This window comes from Rahnella sp. P4_A8 (genome assembly GCF_056402435.1).
In genome coordinates this window covers 1-4,172 of the sequence record NZ_JBFUHK010000133.1, presented here as the reverse complement: position 1 = coordinate 4,172, position 4,172 = coordinate 1, and the positions used below count along the sequence as shown (strand labels likewise).

Here is a 4,172-nt window from a genome sequence, read left to right as displayed (position 1 = left end):
GTCCAGAAAAGGTCGCTTTGCGCAAAGCCTGTGCTGTGTTGGCGCTGAAGCGTCCCGCCGCGCGCACCTCATTCTCGCTGCCGTCAGCGGCAGTCAACCGCCAGAGTCCCTGACCACTGGGATGACTGAAGAACAGACAGTCGTGGTCGGCCAGATCCTGTAGCGTCTGAGGCGCACCACGTGCGGCCAGATAGTCCGGGCTGGCCACGAGGCCATCGGTCCCTGCGTCAAAAACCTTGCGTGCAAAGAAGCTCGAGTCCTCCAGGATCCCTCCGCGAACGGCCACGTCGATGCGCTCGGCGATCAAATCAGCCCTGTCGTCACTCAGTACAAACTCCAGGCGCACCCGTGGATACGAGACCATGAACTCGTTCATCCATTCCATGGGGAAAAAATCGAAGAAGTCGGCTGGCGCAGCTACCCGAACCAGGCCACTGGGCTCGTTGTTGCCCGATATCAGCTCCTGCCCAGCGTCGAACACCCCATCTACCGCATCAGCACAGCGGTCGTGGAAGGCCTGACCCGCAGCCGTGAGCGACAGGTGACGGGTCGTGCGTTGCATCAGGCGCGTACCTAGTTGTTCTTCCAACTGCTGTACACGGCGACTGAGGGTGTTAGGTGGCACACCCAGGCGCCGTGAGGCCTCGGCAAAACTTCCGCAACGCACGACATGAACGAACGTTGCGACATGATTGAGATCGAGCATTGGCAATTAATTAAATTAATGGATGAGTCCAATCATATTACCCCATCTAGTCAATCAATACGAGGAGGCATAAAGTAACTCTATCGCCAACCACTGGAGACCATGTTATGAGCGCAACCCAACCCTTTATCGGCATCATCATCGGTTCCACGCGAGAGGGCCGCTTCGGCGACAAGCCTGCGCAGTGGATTCACAACATCGCCAAGGAGCGTACCGACCTGAGCTTTGAGCTGGTTGATCTGCGTGATCATCCGTTACCGTATTTCGCGGAATCGGTGTCCCCTGCCTGGGGACCGATGAGCAACGCGGAAGCGCAACGATGGGCACAGAAGCTTGACACCTTCGACGGACTGATTGTCGTGACCCCGGAATACAACCATGGTCCGACCGCAGTGCTGAAGAACGCTTTCGACTATGCGCACAAGGAATTCGCCCGTAAGCCAATTGCATTCGTCGGCTATGGTGGCGTGGGCGCTGCGCGCGCCGTTGAACAGCTGCGACTGGTCGCAGTCGAGTTGCAGATGTCGCCGGTGCGCAATGCCGTGCACATCGGCATGGTAGAGTTCATGGGTATCTGGCAGCAGGGTAAGCAGTTCGAGGACTTCCCGCATCTTGCACAGACAGCCGGCGTCATGCTGGACGACCTGGCCTGGTGGGCCAAGGCACTCAAGTCCGCAAGGAATTCAGCATGAGTGCCGTCCTTGCTGCCCGGGTCCGTTCGGTCGTACATCGCACCTGTGGTTCCACGCACGGTCCCGTCACGCGCCTGATGAGTCCCTCGGATCTTGGAAAATACCTGAAGCCATTCGTGTTCCTGGACCTGGTGCACTTCCGCCCAGGTGGTGCTAACCAGAATTTCGGCATGCATCCGCATTCCGGGATCGCCACTGTGACATTCATGGAAGAAGGTGATATTCGCTACGAGGATTCAACGGGCGAATCCGGCGTATTGCCCGCCGGTGGCGTCGAGGTGATGGTATCTGGCGACGGGGTATGGCATACCGGCGCTCCCATCGGCAAGAAGATGGGGCGTGGTTTTCAGCTCTGGGTGGCGCTGCCTGCCGCACAGGAAAACCAACCAGCACACAGCCAATACCTGGCACCAGCACAAGTGCCTGAGGTTGGACCTGCGCGCGTGCTGATTGGTGAATACGGTGGGGTGCACAGCGCAGCCGAGCTGCCTGCCGGTATGACCTATCTGGGGGTTCGTCTGCGCAAGGGCGAACGCTGGTCATACACCCCGCCGCCAGGCCATACCGTGGCATGGGTGGCACTGGCGACCGGGCGTCTGACGACGGACGAATCGCTGGAGGCTGGAGAGCTCGTGGTGTTTGAGCCATCCAGTGAGGTCATCGACTTCGTCGCGCAGGAAGACGCAAGTTTCGTGCTCGGGTCAGCTGTGCCCCATCCTCATGATCTAGTGTTGGGTTACTATTCGGTGCACACCAGCAAAGAGGCTCTGGCTCGTGGCGAGGCCGGGATCAAGCTCATAGGCCAGGAGTTGCAAAAGGCGGGTCGACTCTCCTGAAGTCCTCCTTATTCGCCACCCCGCGCGTCAAGCCGGGGTATCAGTTTTCAATCAAGTAATTCAGGCGCCGAGCGATTTGTGGCCGGGGCCCTTACAGAAAAGGAAAGCATCATGACTATCGGTATCATTGGCTCAGGCGGTCTCGGCTTCAACGTGGCACGCGCCCTGGCAAAAAGCGGCCAGTCGTCCATCATTTCGACCCGCCGCGGCCCTGAGTCGCTCGCATCATTGGTCGCTGAACTGGGCCCCACTATCAAGGCTGGAACGGTGGCAGAAGCCGCTGCAGCAGACGTCGTACTCGTGGCGGTGCGTTGGGTGGATCTAGGTCAGGCACTGGCGGAGCTGCCTGACTGGAACGGACGCATCGTCATCGATGGCACCAACCCAGTAGAGTTCCTCGATCCGGATTCGCCCGAGCGCAACGATGCGAGCAATCCGCTGGCTGCGTACGGCATCAAGCCCATCGACCTCGGCGGCAAGTATTCCAGCGAAGTCTTCCGTGATTTCGTTCCGGGCGCCCGCGTAGTCAAGGCGCTGAACCATCTGGATGTGAACGTGCTGGGTCAACCCGAAGTCTCCGGYGGGCAACGCGTGCAGTTCTACTCCGGCGACGATGCAGCCGCGAAGGCGAAAGTGAAGAAGATTCTCGATGCCATCGGCTACTTCTCCGTCGATCTTGGATCGCTGGATGTAGGTGGTCGCCTGGCTCAGCTTCCGTTTGGCCCCCTGTCGGGCACCAACTTCATCAAAATCTGACCATCCGGGGAGCGCTGCCCATATCGGAGCGCTCCCGTTCTTTTTAGCTGCCCGGGCTGAGCTGTCCACTTCATGTGGAGATAGACTGGGTATCCTATGCCCACCTTTCCTGTCACCCGTCCGCGGCGCTTGCGCCGCAATGAGTCCCTGCGCACGCTGTTTCAGGAGACCGAATTCCATCTGGAAGATCTCTTCCTACCGAGCTTTGTAGAGGAAGTTATTGATGATTTCATCCCCATTACCAGCGCGCCTGACGCCAATGGTATCCCCGAAAAGCGGCTAGCTCACGAAATTGAACGCTATGCCCGTGCGGACATCCATTCAGTAATGACCTTCGGTGTCTCACAACACCTTGACGAGACCGCTGTAGTCAGCTGAAGCGCAATCCCCAACCGGTTATGTTTTCCCCGCCGCAGATTAATAAAAGCAAGGTCACGCTCATCAAGATGAAAATACCGGGCTAGCTGAACTTCATTTGGTTCTGCCACATAGCGACCGTAGTTTTCAGTCTGTTTGCTGGTCAGAATGTCATCACTCATCGCACATCCTTTCGTAAACGGGTGTTCTGCTCTTCTTTAGCCGTCTCAAATGTTATAAGTTTTGAGACTGCTAAAATCGGCCCGGTATTAAGTATCAAAAATCGTGATTTATGCTTTATGATACTAAACAGTATCAATATCGATTTGTGAGACCAATATGGCATTACTGGGATATGCAAGAGTATCAACCAGCCATCAGAAACTGACGGCGCAGATCACAGAGCTGAAATCTGTAGGTGTCAGAGATGATCGAATTTTTACTGATATGATGTCGGGAGCCACAGACGAACGCGAAGGACTGCAACGGCTACTTGCCCGAGCGGAAAAAGACGACATCATCATTTGTACCAAAATGGACCGGCTTGGCCGCAATACCGCAGATATGATCCACATTGTTGATGCTTGCTATAAAAAGGGAATAGCCATTCGATTTTTGGAGAATGGACTGAGTACTGAAGGCACGATGGGGAAAATGGTGATTCAGATCCTTACCGCTGTTGCAGAGGCGGAACGCGAACGAATATTAGAGCGTACCAACGAGGGCAGAGTGGTCGCGATGGCGGCAGGAGTTAAGTTTGGGCGAAAACCTCATCAAAGATCGGGAATGGCTCTGGAACTTATTCACCTTGATACTCCCATTAAG

6 protein-coding genes and 1 pseudogene are annotated in these 4,172 nt (G+C 56.2%); 5 read left to right on the top strand and 2 right to left on the bottom strand.

Annotation, left to right across the window (positions count from 1 at the left end):
* The coding region (locus tag AC1DUO_RS23600) for a LysR family transcriptional regulator (protein ID WP_477989025.1) at positions 1-706 on the bottom strand (706 nt) is incomplete at its 3' end.
* A 107-nt stretch (positions 707-813) separates the two neighbouring features.
* Here AC1DUO_RS23600 and AC1DUO_RS23595 point away from each other — a divergent pair.
* The 4 genes from AC1DUO_RS23595 (at position 814) to AC1DUO_RS23580 (ending at position 3,368) form a co-directional block, all read left to right on the top strand.
* Positions 814-1,398, top strand: coding sequence for an NADPH-dependent FMN reductase (locus AC1DUO_RS23595; RefSeq protein ID WP_421589620.1), 585 nt, complete (start codon positions 814-816; stop codon positions 1,396-1,398).
* Positions 1,395-2,234 (top strand): pirin family protein, encoded by an 840-nt coding sequence (locus AC1DUO_RS23590; protein ID WP_421589619.1) that lies wholly within the window; start codon positions 1,395-1,397, stop codon positions 2,232-2,234. The genes AC1DUO_RS23595 and AC1DUO_RS23590 overlap by 4 nt, the downstream gene beginning before the upstream one ends.
* A gap of 111 nt (positions 2,235-2,345) precedes the next feature.
* Complete coding sequence (locus tag AC1DUO_RS23585; protein WP_421589618.1) at positions 2,346-2,990, top strand: NADPH-dependent F420 reductase; 645 nt, start codon at positions 2,346-2,348, stop codon at positions 2,988-2,990.
* A 96-nt stretch (positions 2,991-3,086) separates the two neighbouring features.
* A complete protein-coding gene (locus AC1DUO_RS23580; protein WP_421589617.1) occupies positions 3,087-3,368 on the top strand; it encodes a hypothetical protein in 282 nt (93 codons plus the stop codon).
* Here AC1DUO_RS23580 and AC1DUO_RS23575 read toward each other — a convergent pair.
* Positions 3,353-3,529, bottom strand: a pseudogene (locus tag AC1DUO_RS23575) (DUF4158 domain-containing protein); the annotation flags it as partial. The gene AC1DUO_RS23580 and the pseudogene AC1DUO_RS23575 overlap by 16 nt on opposite strands.
* Before the next feature lie 157 nt (positions 3,530-3,686).
* Here AC1DUO_RS23575 and AC1DUO_RS23570 point away from each other — a divergent pair.
* Positions 3,687-4,172 (top strand): recombinase family protein (locus AC1DUO_RS23570; protein ID WP_477989021.1); only part of this gene is annotated, 486 nt, incomplete at its 3' end.